Genomic DNA, 17,109 nt, shown 5'->3' with positions numbered 1-17,109 from the left:
CGCTACTGGCATTCCGTCCACACTGGATGCTTGGCCAGGTGCCTGGCCCGACCCAAAATTGCTTGAGCATCCCGGCTAGCTAATTCCTAAAGTGACTACTACGCTCGACAAAAAATGGCATATCGCCATTGCGGAGGCGGTCATGAAAATCAGCTTGATATTGACAGGTATGTTTTTTTTATCAGCGTGCACGACTGATCGAATGACCGACCCTGCGATCGTGACGGCGGTCCACGAGAAGGCAGCATTTACAGCGCTGACAACAACAGCTGACCGCAGAATATTCATCATCAATAGGTCTACAAACAGAACCTGTGGCGAACCGCCCGCGGGCGTTGCAGAGAACATCAGTGCGAGCCTCAGTAACTCACTTTCGGTAGCATTGAAAACACAAGCTGGTAATCCGGAAGGCAAAAACTCATTTGCAGAAAGCGCAGCAAAAACTGTCGCCAACGTTTCACAGAAGACACAAGGATTGATGCTTTACGAAGCCATGTCGTCAGGCCTCTGCATGGCCTTTGCCAATGATCCGAAAATGACAGCGACTCAGTATATCGAATCGCTGATAAATGCAGGAAAAGTGACTGCCCCCCTTATCGAATTGGAGTTGGCGGCAAGCAGAGGAAAAATTGGGCCTACAGAAAAAACGCTCGAACCCAGCGAAGTCGTGAAACCAGCACCGCTGCCACTGTCAGGAACAAGCACATCTGGTGATGGCGCAACTGCCGCGGCGGTGGCCGCAGGCTCTACCGCGGTAGCTCTTGCCACACAAAGCGCGGCAGCCGGGCAGGCAGCCGGAGTCGCGATATCTCAGTCCATGCCAGTAGGTGCATCAGCTGCTGAGCAACAATCAGTAGTAAAGCAAGTTACGGCACAGACGGTCACTCAAGTCAGTGGTAGTTCAAAAGAGGGTCAAAAAGCTGCTAAAAATGCAGTAGATACTCTTTCACAGTCATCGAGCGATGCCATTGACAAAGGTGTCACGCGAAACGTGTTGAACGCTCTCGAAAATATGAATCAATCTCTCAAGTAGGGCTGGATTTCAGGCAACCGATCCGCAGTGCTACAGTCTCGCCAAATCAAAGAGGGAACGACATGCGAATTTTGATAGGAATACTAGGGGCAGTCTGTTTCGCTACTGTGGTGTATGCCGACGCACAGTCAAAGTCTATTTCAATGAGCTTTGATGAGTGCCAGGCTTATCAGGCAAGTACCATCGCAAAGCTCAACGTGCCAGCTTCAGACATCGAGCCGATCGTGAACTCGTCAGTGCTGACCATTACCAGAGTCTATACGGCCGACGGCAGTGTTTTAATCAGTTGCAGTGAGCCCGATCAGAATATGGTGGTAACTATGTCCAGCAAAGGTCGCTAGAGCAGCTGACTATTGCTCACCCGGGCCCGCACGGAGTTTTTGCATCTACAAATCATAGACTTTCCTGGAGTGCACTACAGACTCTTGCCCATTCGGACATCTTGAAGCACTCTTCTGCCCCTGATGCTTAGAATGGGAGATTGATATGAGCCGAACGTATTTACATGGACGCTGGGGGGGTTAAGAACTCCGCGGCGCAAGAGCCCATTGGAATTCTGATCGATGGAGTGGGGCGCCTATGGTCCCAGAAAGGCCGATTTTCAGGCTGGCGGGTGATCACTTGGTAGACCCGCAAGGGGTGAGTGGACCGCTCGCACCATTCCGGATAGTGGAGTGGGCAGTTAATCATGGTCAAAACGACCAAACCTACGTACTGAGGCGGATTGGTTAATTAGTCAATAAAGACCCAGCCCCGCGCTGGGCTTTTTGCATCTGGTATTCGGAAATATCAGCAAGCCCAGAACCACACGCCTACCAGACCCAGGGCTATACCTAGAACCGCCCAAGCAAAAGCTATCGGTGCCTCAAATGCCTTTCTCGACGGTGTCGCTATGGCAAGCAGCGCCCCAATGAGAATGCCGGGAAAGCTGAACAAGTAAAAAAGCCAAGCCAAGGACTCTGTGGCCCAGATGTCGAAAAGGTACAAGTACAGCGCCATGGCTGCAGCGATTCCGCCCAGCGCCCCTCTTGATGCCTTGCATAGAATCGCTACAAAAAGCACGGCGGATTGCGGTAACCAAGAGTACGCAAAATTACCCAAGAAATACTTGCTTTTAGGGCTTATGTAGACGGCAACGGCTAGGCCCAGAGCAATACCTACTACCGCTATCGATTTACCAGAAGATCGTGGTGCGCTTCTTTCTGCTGAACTCATTCCTTGTAATCCTCGTGGCGCGCCGAAAGGTGTGGAGGGTCCATAAGCATTAAAAATCCCGGCGGGCCGGGCTTGTTGCTTTCAGTCAAGCACTGGCCGCATGAAGCTTCTTTCAGTACTGACAATGAATCTCTCCTCCTCTGCCTGCGCGAAAGTACTAACGCATTCGGGGGCAGTTTTGGACTGCTCGCGATAGCGCTCGTACTCCGCAAGGCTCGGAAAGCTGAAAAGGCAGTAAGCGATGTTGTTTGCGCCTTCAGCGGGGAGGAAATAACCATGATGTGTGCCCCCCCATGCGATTGACTATGCGAATCCACAGTCTTGAGTAGTTTTCAAAGACCGGGATTTGATAGGGGTCAATCTGATACTTCAGATGGCAGGTGATCACGCGGGTTGTCCTTGTCCAGTTTGAATGAGCAGCTTACTGGACATCTATATGATTGGTAAAACTCGACTAGGTGCTGAGCTTTTTGCATCTCCCCGTCAGTGCTACAGTCCCGCCAAACCAAAGAGGCAACGACATGCGCGTGGTGTGGCATTTCATCCCAGACGGGTGGACACATGGATAGACTTGATCGCTTGAACGATCTGCTGCGAGAGCAGGGCTGTGTTATGTCAATCGACATCAATTTCAACGACTTCAAATACGATTTGGAGTTGGTGCTGTCTGCCAATGAGTCAGGTTTGGACGCGGTATCGCTAATTTTTCATGATGTCAGTGCTCTTGAGTTGAACGGATTCGGTGGTGGCCTGACCCAGTTCATGCGCCTTGAAGCCTCTCGAGTGGATAATGGGCTCGACAGAATTCGCTTTGAAATGAGAGATGCGGGTGACGATAAAATATCGTTCAAGTTCTTCACTTTCGGCGGTTCAATTTTTTAGGAGCAAGCATGCGGATTTTGATAGCAGCGGCAGCGGTGGCGATGCTGGCGGGGTGTTTATCGCCAGGGGATCTTGAGTCGAAAGCCCCGAGCATTGCTGTCAGTTCTACCAAAGACCCGAAAAAGTATGCGTTCTGCGTATTTCCCAAATGTCAGGACGCACGCATCGACGTGACGATGTCAGAGACTGAGTATGGATATCGCCTTGTTGCTGCAAGCAACAACATGACAGATGAGCTGCTGAGTATCCGCAAGGTTTCAAGCGGCAGCTCGGTGAAGCTTTTTCAGAGACTGGCATGGGGTCCTGGCTGGGGCAGAAGTGACATTGAGAAGGCGGTCCGGGACTGCCTCTGATTAAATCAACACAAGCCGCCTCCGGGCCGTTTTTTTACACCTGGAGTAAATATGGCTGCGCTGACAATTGAATATCAACCGCTCACCACCGTACTTCTTTACAGCCAGCTACGGCAGTTTGGGAGGTCATTTCGGCTATCTGTGCGCTCATCTGCACCAGCCCGGCAATGTTCCGGCGCGCCTCGGTCAGCCGCTTCTGTGTCGCAGTCAGCTCGTCCTCGAGCAGTGCGCACTGGTGCTGTTACATTTCCAAGGGCGTAGGGCATCCAAGCCACTCGCAGGTGTCTTCGTCGAGGTTCATGGTAGGTCAATCAGGATGCTGTATGTGTATACAGTAATCGAGGTACTGCCGTGGCGCGATTCGAGGCGACGAGCTGCGTATCTGGCGTATGTCTGGGCAGGCGTGAGAGAGACGCTGGGAGCTGGTCGATAAGAATGATATCGTATTGATATCGTTGGCATTGACGAATAAGCAATTATGGTGAAATTCATAAAGAATGACGACGTAGAGGAAGAGAGTCGGAGGCTAAATTCTGATGACCTTTACAGCGGTAGTACATTATTTGCTACTGTTCAAGCGGATTATTCGTTGAGCGCGTCTGAATATATGATGCTTAAGAGCACTTGGGTGTCCATGCATGTTTGGGCAATAAATATTTTGTTCGTTACTCTTGGTTTTGCTTTGAGCATACTTCCAAAATTTATTTCAAGTATCATGAGTGATGCTGCAAACCCTTCCTTGATAAGCGCTGTTACTTCTGCCGAGTGGATTACGCTAGCTGGCGGGTGTATCATTGTGCTTGTGCTATGGATTATCGGATGTTTGTTGCCGAATGACCGAAAAGAGATTATGAAATCTATTAAAGATCACTTTAGGCTTTCTCCAAAGATTAGACAGCGAGTTGGGAGGTAGTATGGAAAAATTTAGTCAGCTTCCGATGGGCTATGCTCCCTATTCGTTATTGAGTGTTTGTGGTAACAAATTGTATGGCGGCGCATTGATTATGGCGGTCGGGGGCTCTTTTCCCATACTTATTGGCGCCGGATTTAAGCCGCAGATTTGGCTGCGCGCAGTGAGATTTCCAGGCAGTAAAGATTTGGTATCCCTTGTAGAGTCGTCGATATCGAAGAATCCATTAGTTACCGTGGAAGAGATTGGGCGGCAGATTGTTGTAAAAGTAAAAGGTGGAACCGTCTTGCGTGTTGAACAGACTGGAGACAGTCAGGCACTAGTTACTGAGATGGATTTGCGTTCTCTCGGATTTAATGTGTATGGCGGCATGAATAGCCTTACTGTTGGTAGTAATAGTTTTTCAGGTAATAGCTTGATGGGTGGTGTTTTAGCCGGATTTAATGGGTAGTAGTAGAAAGAGTCGCTAAAGAATAAATACTTGGATTTGTCGGCAAGGCGTTTAGTTGAGTTAGGTGGCGCATTCAAGCGCCTTTTCTCTCAGGAGTGATCAGGTCTGCCCACTCCTGCATCATTTCGCGACGCTGCTCCAGGTAGGCCGCATGGTTGTACACGTCGCGGATAAGGCTGCTATCAGCGTGGGCAAATTGCCGTTCGATCCAGTCACGGTTGTAACCGCGCCCGTTCATCTCGGTCGAGAATAGATGCCTGAAGCCGTGGGGCGACTGCTTGCCGGTGAGCCCGCAGAGTTCCATGACGTTGTTGGCGTAGTTCGGGCCAATCGGCATTGTTGGATCGCTACGATTTGTGAACACGTAGCGAAGGCCACCAGTGATGGGTAGCATGCTTTTCAGCAGTTCAACGCCTGTGCTGGCAGCGGCACGGCGTGCTCACGTCGTGCCTTCATCTTCTTCGCCGCCGGCGTCGTCCAGATCGCCGCATCGAGATCAATTTCAGACCACTCGGCATACCTTACTTCGCCCGGGCGTGATGCGGTGTAGATCATCAGCATGATCGCTGACCGCAACTGGTGGCCTGACACGCACTGCTGAATGCTGGCGATGGTCTTGGGTAGTTCGCTGAACGGCAAGAATGGATGCGGCCGGTTCTGCGCGCCTTTCTCGGTGACGGCGTGCATCTCAGCTGTAGGGTTCGATTCAATCAGTCCGGTGGCGATTGCATAGCTGAACACCTGGCCCATCCGCTGCCGAACCTTTACCGCCGCGACTACAGAGCCGCGCTTTTCGATGCGCCGTATCAGGCCGATCACGTCGGCTCGCTTGATGGCGTCGATCTGCCGCCCGCCAAATGTTGGAAGCACATCCAGTTCCATCAAATTGCTGATGATCCGGTAGGTGCCCGGAGATATGCTGCCCTTCCTGAATGCCAGCCACTCATCGTACACGCGGCGGAATGTGCGGCCGCCGGCCTCAATCAGTCCTGCCTTCTTCTCCTTCCTCGATTCGCGCGGATCTACGCCGCGCGCAATGTCTTCCCGCGCCTCATCTCTAGCGAGAGCGCGCTTCCTTCAGGCCCGTTTCCGGGTATGTTCCAAAAGAAATCCTTGCCTGTTTTCCAAGCCATGTGAACGGAAAGTGCCAGCTTTTAATTCCACTGTTCGCCACGTAAAGCGAAAGACCCAGGGAGTCGGGAAGGGTGTATGCCTTTTCCTTTGGCTTAGCCTGTCTGGCCGCTGTGTCCGTGAGTGCCACTAGTACATCCTCTCAAAACCATTTTCAATGTACTGGATGATGTACTAACTAATTGTCATTGGGAAGGTATCGTGTGGTACGCGGTGATACTCAAATGCTTTTGTTTGTTGGGTTATATGGAGGGAATTGGGAAGGGGTGGTTTCAGGCGGGAGGCTACCGTGGAATCTTTGAAGATTTCCACGGTATTTTCAGCGCGGTCAGGTATCTGGCAGGCGTCGAGTTTAACAGTTTGATCCTCTGCCGCGCATACCGCTGGGTTACAGCGCTTGCAGCCGCTCGCCCAGCCCACCATTGTCCGCCAGTTGCAGGAACTCATCCCCCAGCCGTCGGCTTTCGCTCATCGCGGTTTGCCAGTATTTGTTGCGGCTAGAGTCATCGCCCATAAAGCGCTTGAAGTCGCTGCGGTCCGGCAATTTCCCATGGGGCAGACGGGCCAGGTAGTCTTTGGAGGGCGCCAGTAGCAGCACATCCTGCAAGCCTTGTGGATTACTGCGTCGCCACGGCAGGCCCTTGTCGAACCAGCCGGGGATCACCCGGTCGGTGAAATGCGGGTACAGCACAATGTCGTCGCCGTGATAGGGCAGGTCGAGGTGATAGTCCAGCAGGCCACCGTCGCGGTAAGTGCCCGTGCCTGCGCCGGGCAGGTCGCGCACGCCTTGCATCACCATGGGGATGGAACCGGAGGCCAGCAGCGCCTGGCGCAGGTTGCCCAGCTGCAGGTCGAGGAAGCGCGAGGGAAAGTCCGTCAGCGCATGCACCGGTGGCGCCTGGCGCGGGTCGTGGATGATCAACCGCTCAAAATGCCGCGACAGCCGCGCACGGCCACGCAGGTTGTCGGCAATCACCGACGACAGGCCCAGCCCCAGTCGGCCACGGTGGTCATCGGCAAGCAGGCCGTGGCTCTTGACCACCATGATATTCAGGCGGTAGTCGGGGTTGTCCAGCACCCGCGCATCGCGGCCGGCCAACAGGTCGTCGAGCATGCGCTGGCAGCTGTGGCTGACTTCGGCCATGGTCACGCCCTTGGCAAAGCGTTGTTCGTTGTACAAGCGGCCGAGGTCCAGCAAGCCTTGCACCGGGTCGGGCAGGCACGCACTGGCAAACCGCCAGGAGCCGATCGACGCGCCGATCAGTGCACGCTCACGCGGCGCGCGTGGCAGCCAATCGCCGAACAGCGCCAGGTCCAGGCCTTGAATGCCCAACGCCTTGGGGCCACCGGCCGCACCGGGTAGGATACCGACATCCGCCGGCGCAAGGCCTTGCTCGCGAATGCGTGTGAAAGCGCGTTTGCCGGCCTTGAGGGTCAGCGCGGGAAACTTGATGTGGATGGCAGTCATACAGGTCTCGGTTGCAGCGAACAGGCAATATAAGAGAATTCTTGCAGCGATGGGTAAGGTTGCCGATGGAAAATTGCCATGGTGGCAATTCAGTTTCAGTTAAGTTGTCACGGGTACCGTGGTGGCCCATGTCCCGCATCGGGCCGCCCTCAAGGAACATCAGGATACGTAATGAAGGTAAATCTACGCGCGGGCAGTCAGGTGGCGCTGGTATTGCTTCTGAGCAGCGCCAGCCTGTCAGCCCATGACCTTGGTCAGGATGAAGCCCTGCGATTGCGTCAGGAGGGCGTCATCGCGCCGCTGGAACAGTTGCTGGGGCCGGCGCTGGAGCGCTACCCGGGTGCCAAGCTGCTGGACGCCGAGCTTGAGGAGCACAAGGATCGCTCGGTGCGCTATATCTACGAAATCGAACTGTTGACCGTCGAAGGCGTGGTGCGCGAAATCGAGCTCGACGCCAGTACCGGTAAGCTGCTCAAAGATAAGGAAGACGACTGATGCGCCTGCTTCTGGTGGAAGACAACGTACCGCTGGCTGATGAACTGTTGGCCGGTCTGCAGCGCCAGGGCTACGCGGTCGACTGGCTGGCCGATGGGCGCGACGCCGCGTATCAAGGCCGCAGCGAACCCTATGACCTGATCATCCTCGACCTCGGCTTGCCGGGCCTGCCGGGCCTGGAGGTGCTCGCGCAATGGCGCGCCGCGGCCTTGGCCACGCCCGTGCTGGTGCTGACCGCGCGCGATTCCTGGGCCGAACGTATCGAAGGGCTCAAGGCCGGCGCCGACGATTACCTGAGCAAACCCTTTCACCCCGAAGAGCTCTACCTGCGCATCCAGGCGCTTCTGCGCCGTTCCCACGGCCAGGCCAACCAGCCGACGCTGCAAGCCGCCGGCCTGCACCTGGATGAAGGGCGTCAGTGTGTGCTGCGCGATGGCGACGAGATCCAGCTGACCGCCGCCGAATTCCGCCTGCTGCGCTACTTCATGCTGCACCCGGAGCAGATTCTGTCGAAAAGCCATCTGGCCGAACATTTGTATGACGGCGAAACCGAGCGCGACTCCAATGTGCTGGAAGTGCACGTCAACCACCTGCGCCGAAAATTGGGGCGCAGTGTGATTGAAACCCGGCGTGGCCAGGGTTACCGGTTTGGCGCCGCCCCGGCATGAGGTCGATTCAACGGCGTTTGAGCCTGGGTCTGATCAGCGTCATGGTGGTGGTGGGCGTGGTGCTGGCGCAAACCAGTTTGTGGTTGTTCGAGGCCGGTTTGCAGCGCTACCTGGAAGCCGGGCTGCGCAACGACAGCGAGAACCTGCTGGCCGCACTGGTGCGTGGGCCTGAGGGTGTTCATTTGGATGAGCAGCGTCTGTCACCGGCCTATCAGCGACCGTTTTCCGGGCATTATTTCCGCATTGATTTTGCCGACGTTCACTGGCGCTCCCGCTCGTTGTGGGACCAGGAACTGCCGCGCCTGACCGAGCCGGGGCTCAAGGGCAACCTGCAACTGGGGCCGGAACGCCAGCAACTGCTGGTGTTGCGTTCGGACTACAAGCGTTTCGGCCAGTCAATTTCCATCAGCGTGGCCCAGGACTACACGCCAGTGCGCGAAAGCTTTCGCCTGATGCGCCAGATCGGCCTGATCATCGGCTTGGCGGCGCTGTTACTGGTGCTGATCCTGCAACGGGTCACCGTGCGCCGCGCCTTGCGCCCGCTGGAGACGGCACGCAACCAGATTGCCCAACTGCAACAGGGCCGGCGCTCGCAACTTGATACCCAAGTGCCGCTGGAACTGGAGCCGTTGGTGGCGCAGATCAACCATCTGCTGGCCCATACCGAAGACAGCCTCAAGCGCTCACGCAATGCTTTGGGCAACCTCGGCCATGCGCTGAAAACCCCATTGGCGGTGCTACTGAGTGCAGCCTCCAGTGAAGCGCTCAAGGACCACCCCGAAATCGGCAAGCTGCTGCGCGAGCAGCTTGACCAGGTGCAACAACGCCTCAACCGCGAACTTAACCGCGCCCGCCTGGCCGGTGAAACCCTGCCCGGCGCGCTGTTTGACTGTGAAAAAGAACTGCCCGGCCTGCTGGCCACCTTGAGCATGATCCACGGTGAACACCTGGACTTGAGCTACCACGTCGACCCCGGCCTGCAATTGCCCTGGGACCGCGAAGATCTGCTGGAACTGCTCGGCAACCTGCTGGATAACGCCTGCAAATGGGCGGATGCCGACGTGCGCTTGACGGTCAGCGAAACCCCGCGCAGCTTTCTGCTGGCAGTCGAAGACGACGGCCCCGGCATCCCGCCGGCTCAGCGTGAGCAAGTGCTCAGCCGGGGCGCGCGTCTGGATGAGCAGATTGACGGCCATGGCCTGGGGCTGGGGATCGTGCGGGATATTGTCGAGGTGTGGGGTGGTACGTTGCGGTTGCAGGACAGCGAGCTGGGCGGGCTCAAGGTGCTGATCGAATTACCCAAACGTTGAGATCGTTCCCACGCTCTGCGTGGTAACGCCGCCTTGGACGCTCGGCGTCCCGCTGTCGACGGGCGACGCGGAGCGTCACAGGAGGCGCGCCCACGCGTGGGAACGATCATTACACCCGAAACTGATCCATCAACCCCTGCTGCTGATTCGCCAGGCTGTTCAACGCCTGGCTCACCCGCGCCGATTCATTCGCCTGCTCCGACAGCGATTCAGTCACATCCCGTATCGTCGCCACATTGCTGTTGATCTCTTCGGCCACGGCGCTTTGCTGTTCGGCGGCGCTGGCGATTTGCAGGTTCATGTCGCTGATCACCGTGACCGCCTCACCAATCTGACGCAGGGCGGTGACCGCCTGGCCGACCTGTTCGACACTGCCTTGGGCCTGCCGATAGCTATTGCCCATGGAGCCAACCACGTCGGTGGTGCCGCTTTGCAGGTGCTCGATCACCAGGCGGGTTTCTTCTACCGACTCCTGGGTGCGCTGCGCCAGGTTGCGTACTTCGTCGGCGACCACCGCAAAACCACGCCCAGCCTCACCGGCGCGGGCGGCTTCGATGGCGGCGTTGAGTGCCAGCAGGTTGGTTTGCTCGGCGATGCCGCGAATCACTTCCAGCACCGAACCGATCTTCTCGCTATTGGCCGCCAAGCCTTCGACCTGGGCCATGGCGGTGCTCATATCCGCCGCCAAGTTGCCGATATTGGTGGTGGTGCGGTCGATCACACTCAAGCCGTCGCGTGTGGCCTGGTCGGCATCGCGTGCGGCGTGTGCCGCCTGGGCAGCACTGCGGGCGACGTCCTGGGCGGTGGCGCTCATTTCGTGGGAGGCGGTGGCCACTTGGTCGACCTGACGGTATTGCTGCTCCATGCCGGCGCTGGTTTGCGTGGCGATTTCGGCGGACTGGTCGGCAGTGCCACGGGCGTCCTGCACCGAGCGTTTCACTTGGGCAATGATCGGTTGCAGCTTGTCGAGGAAGCGGTTGAACCAGCTGGCCAGTTGGCCCAGTTCATCCTGTTTGTCGTAGGCCAGGCGGCGGGTGAGGTCGCCTTCGCCGCTGGCGATGTCTTCGAGCATGCGTGCCACGCCGAGGATCGGCCGGGTCACGCTGCGGGCCATCAGCCACACAAGCACTAAGCCAACCACGGCCGCCAGCAGGCCCAGGCTCAGTTCCAGCAGCGTGCCACGGGCGTTGTCCGCGTCCAACTGCGCCTTGAGTGTTTCGGCGGGGCCGACCAGGACTTTTTCCGGCACATCCAGCAACACGCCCCACGGCTTGCCGCCGGGAATCGGCGCGAAGGGCGCCAGCACCTTGAGTTGATGGTCGGTACGCAGGCTGCTGGTCTGAGGGTTACTGGCCAGTACGCTGATCAGTTGCGCGCCGCTGGCGCTGTCGACCTGATCCAGACGCTGGCTGAGTTTGCCGGCGTCCGGGCTGTAGCCGGCGAGCAAGCCGGTGGGGCTGAGGATGCTGACCTGGGTCTGGCCGTCATACAGCTTCTGGCTGGCCTGTTGGCTCACGGCCTGCAGGCTGTTGAGGTTGATGTCCACCGACAGCGAGGCAATAACTTTGCCGTTGACCATCAGCGGGAAGACGATGCTGGTCATCAGCACGTTTTGCCCGTCGATCACATAAAAGTACGGTTCGATCACGCAGGGTTTCAGCGTAGTGCGTGGGCAGGTGAACCAGGCGTTAGCCTTCTCGCCGCTGGGGCCGACGCTGATGTCGGCCATGTCGCTTTCGGGTAGTGACATGGAGGTGAGTTTGCCGGGTGTGGGCTGCGACCAGTAGAGGGCGAAGCGCCCTTTGTCGTTGCTGCCCAGTTCTGCCTGATTGGCGAACAACTCGTCCTTGCCGTCCAGCGCATTGGCCTCAAACACCAACGACAGGCCGAGCAGATCGGGGTTGGCTTGCAGGGCGGCCTTGACTTGGCGGGTCAGGTCTTCGCGGGTATCGAAGGCGTCGAGGAAGCGTTTTTCCGCCTGCTCACGCAAAAACAACACTTGGCGCGAAAAACCATGGCCGTACTGGTAGGCGTCCATGAATTGCTGGCGAATGCCCAGCGCCTGCACTTCACCTTGGGCCTCGATGCGCGCCTGGGCGGACGCGTCGAGCATCTGCATGCTGGACGCTTTGACCTGTTGCGAACTCTGCTCCATGCGAAAAAGCGACAGACCCACCAGCAGGGTCACGATCCCCAGCAGGCACAGGCCCGCGAGCAGGGTGATTTTCCATTGAATGGAGAGCTGTCTAAGCGACATCGAGGAGCATCCTTAACCTGAAAACACAGAGAGCCTTTGTATCGGCTGCCTTTCACGCTTCTTTATTCTGTGGCGAGGGAGCTTGCTCCCGCTGGCGCTCCAGTGCGCAGCGCTCCTGTTTTTTTGGGGCTGCTGCGCAGCCCAGCGGGAGCAAGCTCCCTCGCCACAGTTTTTGACATGACGGCCCGCCTGCGGCAAAGTGCGCGCCCTCTAATAAGACCTCTTAAAGCCTGCACACGGACGCCACTTGATGGCCGCCCGGTCGCGGGCCTGTCTGTTTTTTATGTTTTTTGCTTGAGGTAACCATGATTAACGCAGTCATCGCCGCGGTCGGCACCATGCTGGTGCTCAGTTTGTCCCGTGTGCATGTGGTCATCGCCATCATCGTCGGCGCCCTGGTCGGTGGCTTGACCGGCGGGTTGGGCATCGAGGCCACGCTCAAGGCCTTTAACGGCGGCTTGGGCGGCGGCGCGACCGTGGCGTTGTCCTACGCCTTGCTCGGCGCTTTCGCGGTGGCGATTGCCAAGTCCGGCCTGGCGCATGCCTTGGCGGACAAGGCGCTGCTGTTGGTCGATCGCCAGGAAGCCACCGGCGGAAGTCATGTCAAATGGCTGCTGATTGGTCTGTTGTGGGTGGTGGCGATTGCTTCGCAGAATATTCTGCCGATCCATATTGCGTTTATCCCGCTGCTGGTGCCGCCACTGCTTTACGTGCTGACCAAGCTGCAACTGGACCGCCGGCTGATCGCCTGCGTGATGACCTTCGGCCTGATCACGCCCTACATGTTCCTGCCGGTGGGCTTCGGCAATATCTTCCTTAATCAGATCCTGTTGGCCAACGTGGCCAAGAGCGGCGTGGACATCAGCCAAGTCAACGTCACCCATGCCATGGGCTTGCCCGCGTTGGGCATGGTGGTGGGCCTGCTGGTGGCGGTGTTTATCAGCTACCGCAAAAAGCGTGTGTATGACCTGGAAAAAATCGAGCGCGTCGAGCAAGTAGCCGTGCAGTACAACCCGCTGACCCTGCTGGTGGCCGGGCTGGCAATTGCCTCGGCGTTTATCATTCAGCTGTGGCTGGATTCGATGATCATCGGCGCCCTGGCTGGGTTTCTGATCTTTTCGGTGTCGGGCATTGTGCGCTGGCGCGATACCGACGACCTGTTCACCGAAGGCATGAAGATGATGGCGATGATCGGCTTCATCATGATCGCCTCATCGGGGTTTGCCGAAGTGCTCAAGGCCACCGGTGACGTGCGCTCACTGGTGGAAGCCTCGGCGGCATTCATTGGTCACAGCCGTGGTGTGGGCGCGCTGCTGATGTTGCTGGTGGGGCTGTTGGTGACCATGGGCATTGGTTCGTCATTTTCTACGGTGCCGATTCTGGCGGCGATTTTTGTACCGTTGTGTGTGCAGCTGGGCTTCAGTCCGTTGGCGATTGTGTGCATCGTGGGTACGGCGGGGGCGCTGGGCGATGCCGGTTCGCCAGCGTCGGACTCCACGCTCGGCCCGACTTCCGGCCTGAATATTGACGGCCAGCATCACCATATCTGGGACACCGTGGTGCCGACCTTCCTGCACTACAACATTCCGTTGCTGGCGTTTGGCTGGTTTGCCGCGATGACCCTCTAGTATCTGGAACAGGTTCAATTGTGGCGAGCAGGCTTGCCCTGCGTTGGAGCGCGAAGCGGTCCTGAATCCAGACACCTCGATCTACCTGGCGTGTTACGGCGCCTGAAAAGGGGGCTGCTACGCAGCCCAACGCAGGGCAAGCCTGTTCGCCACAACAGTCCAGTCGCCACTCAGCCAAGGTGTCCTACAGATATTTCGCCACTGGCCGTTAACCTCTCAAGTCGCCACGAATAAGAGAGAAAAGCCATGCGTCTGAGTTTGAAGGCCAAAGTCCTGTCCCTGGCCGTCGTGCCTGTGTTGTTGTTTGCCGTGGTCATCAGCCTGACCACGGTGTGGATCCTGCAGGGCCAGGCGCGCAATGAGGTGGATGAAACCCGCCAGCGCCTGCTCAATGACGCCAAGGCCACGCTGCAAAGTTATGTGGAAGTGGCGATGACCACCATCAAGCCGCTCTACGACGCGGCCACCCCCGGCGACACGGCGGCGCGGGCGCAGGTAGTCAAACTGTTGTCCAACACCACCTACGGCAAGGACGGCTACTTCTTCGGCTACGACTCCGAGACCATCCGCCTGTTCAAGGGCAACAGCCCGGACGGCGTAGGCAAGAGCTTCAAGGACAACCGTGACCCCAACGGTGTCTACGTCAACCGCGACCTGGTCAAGGTCGGCAAGGACGGCACCCACTACCTGCAATACAGCTCGACCCAGCCCGGCCAGACCGAACTGGTGCCCAAGCTTGGCTACACCGAATACCTGCCCAAGTGGGACATGGTGATTGGTACGTCGGTAAACCTCGATGGCATCGAAGCCCAGGTGGCGGTGGTCGAGGCCAAGGTCGAAAAACGCATGGAAGGCGTGCTGCTGAGCATCCTTGGCGTGGCGGTGGTGGTGCTGCTGGTGATTGCTGCAGTGGGCATGTTGGTGGCCAATACCATCTTGCGCCCACTGAGCCTGATGAAAGCCAACCTCGACGATATCGCCGCGGGCGAGGGCGACTTGACCCGCCGCCTGGCCATCACCAGCCAGGATGAGTTGGGGGACTTGGCCGGTGCGTTCAACCGCTTTGTCGACAAGATCCACGGCCTGGTGCGCCAGATCACCGAGATGACCGCGCAACTCACCGGGCTGGTCAGCCAGGTGTCCGATCAGGCCCAGCGCTCGGAAACCGCCATGGAACGCCAGCGCCACGAGACCGATCAGGTGGCCACCGCGATCAACCAAATGTCTTCGGCGGCCCACGAAGTGGCGCGCAGTGCCCAAGGCGCTGCGGTGGCCGCGCAACAGACCGATGCCGAAGGCCAGGCCGCCAAGCGGGTAGTGGATGGCAGCATCGCGCAGATCCATGCGCTGGTGAACGACATCCGCAGCAGCGGCGTGTCCCTCGACAGCTTGCAGCAGGACGTGTCGTCGATCGTCAGCGTGCTCGGCGTGATCCGCTCGATTGCCGAGCAGACCAACCTGCTGGCGCTCAACGCCGCCATCGAAGCCGCACGGGCAGGCGAGGCTGGTCGCGGGTTTGCCGTGGTCGCCGACGAGGTGCGTGCGCTGGCCAGTCGCACGCAAACCAGCACCCAGGAAATCCAGGGCATGATCGACCGCCTGCAAAAAGGCACCGTCGCCGCCGTGGATGCCATGCGCCGCTCCAGCGATGCCGGTGATGGCACTTCGGCCCAGGCCAACCAAGCCGGCGCGTCGCTGGATACCATGGCGCAGTTGATTGGCACCATCAACTCGATGAACGCGCAAATCGCCAGCGCCGCCGAAGAGCAGACCGCCGTGGCCGAAGAGATCAACCGCAGCGTGCATCAGATTGCCGTGGCGGTGGACAGCGTGGCGGATGAAACCCAATTGGGCGCGCAAACCTCACGCAGCCTGGCGGACCTGGGCCAGCGCCTGGGGCAGTTGGTGGGGCAGTTCAGGATCTGATCAACCCTGGCCTCAGCGTATGTTTGCCTGGCGCTGATACAAATAGGCCTGTCACCGCCCCTGCGTTAGACGTCACGCATCAGCAGGCCGAAGCGCAGGTCCATGTCGCTCGCCAGTGGCACATACACCGTGTGCCCATCCCCCGGCGCCACGTCTATGGCCTCGCCCTTGGCGTTGTGCAGGTTGGTCAGGTCAAAGTGAAAGTTGCCGGCCGGTGTCATCAATTCCAGATGATTACCCACGGCAAAGCGGTTTTTCACCTTGACCTCGGCCAGCTCGCCCCGGCGCTCGCCGGTCAATTCGCCGACAAACTGCTGGCGCTCCGACACCGAGCTGCCGTTCTGGTAGTTCTGGTATTCGTCGTGCACATGGCGACGCAGGAAACCTTCGGTGTAGCCGCGTTGGGCCAGGGACTCAAGATCAGTCATCAGGTTGCGGTCAAACGCACGGCCAGCCACCGCATCGTCAATGGCCTGGCGATACACCTGGGTGGTGCGCGCGCAATAGAAGTGGGACTTGGTGCGCCCTTCGATCTTCAGCGAATGCACGCCCATGTGCGCCAGGCGCTCCACGTGCTGCACGGCGCGCAGGTCCTTGGCGTTCATGATGTAGGTGCCGTGTTCGTCTTCGAAGGCGGGCATCTGCTCATCCGGGCGGTTGGCTTCCTGCAGCAGGAACACCTGATCGGTCGGCGCGCCGATACCCAAGGTCGGTTCACACTGCTGGACGATATCGCCCGTGGCGTTCTCCACCGCCGGCGTGGCCGAGTATTTCCAGCGGCACGCGTTGGTGCAGGTGCCTTGGTTGGCATCGCGCTTGTTCATATAGCCGGACAACAAACAGCGCCCGGAATAGGCCATGCACAGGGCGCCGTGCACAAACACTTCCAGCTCCATGGCCGGCACCTGTTGGCGGATTTCGCCGATTTCTTCCAGTGACAGTTCCCGCGACAGAATCACCCGGCAGATACCTTGCTGTTGCCAGAACTCGACGCTGGCCCAATTCACCGTATTGGCCTGTACCGACAAGTGAATCGGCATGCACGGGAAGTGACGGCGTACCAGCATGATCAAGCCTGGGTCGGACATGATCAACGCGTCCGGCCCCATGGCGATCACCGGGGCCAAATCCTTGAGGAAGGTCTTGAGCTTGGCGTTGTGCGGTGCAATGTTGACCACCACGTAGAAACGCTTGCCCAGTGCATGCGCCTCCTGGATGCCGAGCGCGAGGTTGGCGTGGTCGAACTCGTTATTGCGCACCCGCAGGCTGTAGCGCGGCTGGCCGGCGTAGACCGCATCGGCGCCGTAGGCGAAGGCATAGCGCATGTTTTTCAGGGTGCCGGCGGGGGCGAGTAGTTCGGGGGCAATCACGGGGGGCATGGG

General features: G+C 58.3%; 12 protein-coding genes and 6 pseudogenes. 11 read left to right on the top strand and 7 right to left on the bottom strand.

The window, feature by feature from the left end:
• The first annotated feature begins 142 nt into the window (after window positions 1-142).
• The gene (locus GIW28_RS26395) at window positions 143-1,033 is read left to right on the top strand and encodes a hypothetical protein (RefSeq protein ID WP_236447161.1); all 891 of its coding nucleotides are present in this window, start codon (window positions 143-145) and stop codon (window positions 1,031-1,033) included.
• Between the two features lie 789 nt (window positions 1,034-1,822).
• Here the strand turns inward: GIW28_RS26395 and GIW28_RS26390 are convergent.
• Both GIW28_RS26390 and GIW28_RS26385 read right to left on the bottom strand, forming a co-directional pair.
• A complete protein-coding gene (locus GIW28_RS26390; protein ID WP_236447160.1) occupies window positions 1,823-2,248 on the bottom strand; it encodes a hypothetical protein in 426 nt (141 codons plus the stop codon).
• Between the two features lie 81 nt (window positions 2,249-2,329).
• Window positions 2,330-2,636: pseudogene (locus GIW28_RS26385) on the bottom strand (NIPSNAP family protein).
• A gap of 173 nt (window positions 2,637-2,809) precedes the next feature.
• Between GIW28_RS26385 and GIW28_RS26380 the strand changes: the two are divergent.
• The 4 genes and pseudogenes from GIW28_RS26380 (at window position 2,810) to GIW28_RS26365 (ending at window position 4,844) form a co-directional block, all read left to right on the top strand.
• Window positions 2,810-3,130 carry a hypothetical protein gene (locus GIW28_RS26380; protein ID WP_236447159.1) on the top strand — a complete coding sequence of 107 codons (321 nt, stop codon included), beginning with the start codon at window positions 2,810-2,812 and terminating at the stop codon, window positions 3,128-3,130.
• 8 nt (window positions 3,131-3,138) lie between these two features.
• Window positions 3,139-3,483 (top strand): hypothetical protein, encoded by a 345-nt coding sequence (locus GIW28_RS26375; RefSeq protein ID WP_236447158.1) that lies wholly within the window; start codon window positions 3,139-3,141, stop codon window positions 3,481-3,483.
• Between the two features lie 51 nt (window positions 3,484-3,534).
• A pseudogene (locus tag GIW28_RS26370) lies at window positions 3,535-3,645 on the top strand (tail assembly protein); the annotation flags it as partial.
• Window positions 3,646-4,397: 752 nt separating this feature from the next.
• Window positions 4,398-4,844: a hypothetical protein gene (locus GIW28_RS26365; RefSeq protein WP_236447157.1), complete on the top strand. Its 447-nt coding sequence runs from the start codon at window positions 4,398-4,400 to the stop codon at window positions 4,842-4,844.
• 73 nt (window positions 4,845-4,917) lie between these two features.
• Here the strand turns inward: GIW28_RS26365 and GIW28_RS26360 are convergent.
• Window positions 4,918-6,105, bottom strand: a pseudogene (locus GIW28_RS26360) (tyrosine-type recombinase/integrase).
• A 258-nt stretch (window positions 6,106-6,363) separates the two neighbouring features.
• A complete protein-coding gene (locus GIW28_RS26355; protein ID WP_138449289.1) occupies window positions 6,364-7,443 on the bottom strand; it encodes a patatin-like phospholipase family protein in 1,080 nt (359 codons plus the stop codon).
• A gap of 171 nt (window positions 7,444-7,614) precedes the next feature.
• Here GIW28_RS26355 and GIW28_RS26350 point away from each other — a divergent pair, with 171 nt between their 5' ends.
• Genes GIW28_RS26350 through GIW28_RS26340 form a run of 3 tightly spaced genes read left to right on the top strand, consistent with a single transcriptional unit; the run spans window position 7,615 to window position 9,916 of the window.
• The gene (locus GIW28_RS26350; RefSeq protein ID WP_017135294.1) at window positions 7,615-7,938 is read left to right on the top strand and encodes a PepSY domain-containing protein; all 324 of its coding nucleotides are present in this window, start codon (window positions 7,615-7,617) and stop codon (window positions 7,936-7,938) included.
• Window positions 7,938-8,606, top strand: coding sequence for a response regulator transcription factor (locus GIW28_RS26345; protein WP_017135293.1), 669 nt, complete (start codon window positions 7,938-7,940; stop codon window positions 8,604-8,606). The genes GIW28_RS26350 and GIW28_RS26345 overlap by 1 nt, the downstream gene beginning before the upstream one ends.
• Window positions 8,603-9,916, top strand: a complete 1,314-nt coding sequence (locus GIW28_RS26340) for a sensor histidine kinase (RefSeq protein WP_017135292.1) — start codon at window positions 8,603-8,605, stop codon at window positions 9,914-9,916. Before GIW28_RS26345 ends, GIW28_RS26340 begins: the two co-directional genes overlap by 4 nt.
• Before the next feature lie 109 nt (window positions 9,917-10,025).
• On the opposite strand, the pseudogene GIW28_RS30885 reads toward GIW28_RS26340, so the two are convergent.
• A pseudogene (locus tag GIW28_RS30885) lies at window positions 10,026-10,535 on the bottom strand (methyl-accepting chemotaxis protein); the annotation flags it as partial.
• Between the two features lie 348 nt (window positions 10,536-10,883).
• Window positions 10,884-11,030, bottom strand: a pseudogene (locus GIW28_RS30880) (HAMP domain-containing protein); the annotation flags it as partial.
• Window positions 11,031-12,481: 1,451 nt separating this feature from the next.
• On the opposite strand from GIW28_RS30880, the gene GIW28_RS26330 reads away from it, so the two are divergent.
• The 3 genes and pseudogenes from GIW28_RS26330 (at window position 12,482) to GIW28_RS30870 (ending at window position 15,727) form a co-directional block, all read left to right on the top strand.
• Window positions 12,482-13,801, top strand: a complete 1,320-nt coding sequence (locus GIW28_RS26330) for a Na+/H+ antiporter family protein (RefSeq protein WP_236448103.1) — start codon at window positions 12,482-12,484, stop codon at window positions 13,799-13,801.
• 246 nt (window positions 13,802-14,047) lie between these two features.
• Window positions 14,048-14,869: pseudogene (locus GIW28_RS30875) on the top strand (cache domain-containing protein); the annotation flags it as partial.
• Between the two features lie 36 nt (window positions 14,870-14,905).
• Window positions 14,906-15,727, top strand: a complete 822-nt coding sequence (locus tag GIW28_RS30870) for a methyl-accepting chemotaxis protein (RefSeq protein WP_395600994.1) — start codon at window positions 14,906-14,908, stop codon at window positions 15,725-15,727.
• A 65-nt stretch (window positions 15,728-15,792) separates the two neighbouring features.
• Here the strand turns inward: GIW28_RS30870 and trhP are convergent, their stop codons facing one another.
• A complete protein-coding gene (gene trhP / locus GIW28_RS26320) occupies window positions 15,793-17,106 on the bottom strand; it encodes a prephenate-dependent tRNA uridine(34) hydroxylase TrhP (protein ID WP_236490433.1) in 1,314 nt (437 codons plus the stop codon).
• Window positions 17,107-17,109: the final 3 nt, after the last annotated feature.

The sequence above is a fragment of the Pseudomonas sp. PA-5-4B genome (genome assembly GCF_021606215.1).
GTDB lineage: Bacteria > Pseudomonadota > Gammaproteobacteria > Pseudomonadales > Pseudomonadaceae > Aquipseudomonas > Aquipseudomonas edaphica.
This window is presented reverse-complemented; position numbering and strand designations above follow the sequence as displayed.

What these genes read in the sequence shown, in the direction of transcription:
- GIW28_RS26350 (WP_017135294.1), top strand. Translation starts at nt 7,615, where the DNA reads ATGAAGGTAAATCTACGCGCGGGCAGTCAGGTGGCGCTGGTATTGCTT.
- GIW28_RS26375 (WP_236447158.1), top strand. Translation starts at nt 3,139, where the DNA reads ATGCGGATTTTGATAGCAGCGGCAGCGGTGGCGATGCTGGCGGGGTGT.
- GIW28_RS30870 (WP_395600994.1), top strand. Translation starts at nt 14,906, where the DNA reads ATGACCGCGCAACTCACCGGGCTGGTCAGCCAGGTGTCCGATCAGGCC.
- GIW28_RS26395 (WP_236447161.1), top strand. Translation starts at nt 143, where the DNA reads ATGAAAATCAGCTTGATATTGACAGGTATGTTTTTTTTATCAGCGTGC.
- GIW28_RS26340 (WP_017135292.1), top strand. Translation starts at nt 8,603, where the DNA reads ATGAGGTCGATTCAACGGCGTTTGAGCCTGGGTCTGATCAGCGTCATG.
- GIW28_RS26355 (WP_138449289.1), bottom strand. Translation starts at nt 7,443, where the DNA reads ATGACTGCCATCCACATCAAGTTTCCCGCGCTGACCCTCAAGGCCGGC.
- GIW28_RS26380 (WP_236447159.1), top strand. Translation starts at nt 2,810, where the DNA reads ATGGATAGACTTGATCGCTTGAACGATCTGCTGCGAGAGCAGGGCTGT.
- GIW28_RS26365 (WP_236447157.1), top strand. Translation starts at nt 4,398, where the DNA reads ATGGAAAAATTTAGTCAGCTTCCGATGGGCTATGCTCCCTATTCGTTA.
- GIW28_RS26345 (WP_017135293.1), top strand. Translation starts at nt 7,938, where the DNA reads ATGCGCCTGCTTCTGGTGGAAGACAACGTACCGCTGGCTGATGAACTG.
- trhP (WP_236490433.1), bottom strand. Translation starts at nt 17,106, where the DNA reads ATGCCCCCCGTGATTGCCCCCGAACTACTCGCCCCCGCCGGCACCCTG.
- GIW28_RS26390 (WP_236447160.1), bottom strand. Translation starts at nt 2,248, where the DNA reads ATGAGTTCAGCAGAAAGAAGCGCACCACGATCTTCTGGTAAATCGATA.